Source organism: Mesorhizobium sp. A623, assembly GCF_054489405.1.
Genome location: NZ_JBTMXB010000103.1, coordinates 1 through 1589 on the forward strand (window position 1 = coordinate 1; position 1589 = coordinate 1589).

General features: G+C 61.2%; 3 protein-coding genes. All 3 read right to left on the reverse strand.

From position 1 onward, the window contains the following. Positions 1-425 (reverse strand): ABC transporter permease subunit (locus ACX3P1_RS28000; RefSeq protein WP_459083051.1); only part of this gene is annotated, 425 nt, incomplete at its 3' end. Between the two features lie 3 nt (positions 426-428). Further along, on the reverse strand, positions 429-1076 hold the full coding sequence (locus tag ACX3P1_RS28005; RefSeq protein ID WP_459083055.1) for an amino acid ABC transporter permease: 648 nt from the start codon (positions 1074-1076) through the stop codon (positions 429-431). Between the two features lie 117 nt (positions 1077-1193). Then, positions 1194-1589 (reverse strand): transporter substrate-binding domain-containing protein (locus tag ACX3P1_RS28010; protein ID WP_459083053.1); only part of this gene is annotated, 396 nt, incomplete at its 5' end.

Genomic DNA, 1589 nt, shown 5'->3' on the forward strand with positions numbered 1-1589 from the left:
AGCATTTGCGGCAGCTTGATATGGCGGATGATCTGGGTGCCGGTCAGCCCGGCCATGCGCGCCGCTTCGATCTGCCCCTTGGGGATCGACTGGAAACCGGAGCGGAAGATTTCCGCGAAATAGGCTGCACCATAGAAGCCGAGGCCAAAAACGCCGACCGCTTCGGCACTGAGCCTGATGCCGATGCTCGGGCCGCCATAATAGAGCACGAACAGCAGGATCAGGATCGGCAGACCGCGCATGATTTCGATATAGGCGCGAACGGACCAGCGCAGCAGCGTGAACGGCGCGCTTTCGAGGCAGGCGAGCAGCAGGCCGACAGCCAGCCCGAGAACGGTCGCCAGCGCGCAGATCCAGGCCGTCGTCGCCAGACCGGCCAGCATCAGCGGTCCGTATTGCAGCCACAGGTCGAAGAACTGCGTCATAGCTCAGGCCCTCCGCGCCAGCCGTTGCTCGGCCATGCGGCCGATCAGCGACAGGAGGAAATTGATGACGATGTAGATGATGGCGGCGGTGATGTAGATTTCGAACGGGCGATAGGTGGTCGCGACGATCTGCTGGCTTACCCGCATCAGTTCCGTCACCGCGATGACGGAGACCAGCGATGAATTCTTCAGGATGCTGATGGTCTCGTTGACCAAAGAGGGGATGACGAGGCGCAATATCTGGGGCACGAGTATGTGCTGGCGCGCCGCCCATTTGCGTATGCCCACCATGCGTGCCGCTTCCAATTGCCCCGGCGGAATGGCCAAAAGCCCGCCGCGAAATATCTCGGCCTGGAACGCGATCGTGTTGAGGGTCAGCGCAATAATGGCGGCGAGGATAGGAGCCACGTTGATGCCGATGAGCGGCAGCAGATAATAGATGATCAGCAACTGCACGAGGATGGGCGTGCCGCGCCACATGCTTTGATAGATGCGTGAAAAGCGGCGCAGCCACGTCTTCTTCGAGGTGACGCCGAAGCACAGGACGAGGCCGAGCGGCATGCCGAGGATGATGGCAACGCCCGACACCAGGATGGTCATGCCCGCGCCCCAGAGCATGATGGGCAGACTGTTCTGGATGAGGGCGAGCATTGCCACGTGGTCAGACCTTATGGACTTGAGGCCAGGCTTGTAGCCTGTACGTTTTTACGCAGGCGAGGCTGAAGAGCCTCGCCGTTTATCCGGACGTTGGACGCCGATGCAGGCTCGTCAGCTCTTAGGTTCGGGCAGGGCATCCGTCGGCAGTTCCATGGTGAAGCCGAACCACTTCTCCTGAAGCTTGGCCATGGTTCCATCGGCGGCGAGCTTGCGGAATTGGTCGTCGATGAAGTCGGCAAGCGCCTTGCTGTCGTCATCCTTGCGGAAGGCCCAGCTGAAATAGGTAGGGTCCCCGAACGTCGTACGGATGGTTTCGAAGACGTCGCCGCGCTGCGTCTGCAGGTAGAGCAGGTTGGGCAGGGAATTCACCACGGCATTCGTGCGGCCGGCGGCCAGGTCAGCATAGGCCTCATTGAAGTCGACATAGGTCTGGATGCTGGCGATCGGCGCCATGCCTTTTGCCTTGAGCGCCTCGGAGAAGGCCTCGGTGCCCTTGAGCTGCGCCGA

What these genes read in the sequence shown, in the direction of transcription:
- ACX3P1_RS28005 (WP_459083055.1), bottom strand. Translation starts at nt 1,076, where the DNA reads ATGCTCGCCCTCATCCAGAACAGTCTGCCCATCATGCTCTGGGGCGCG.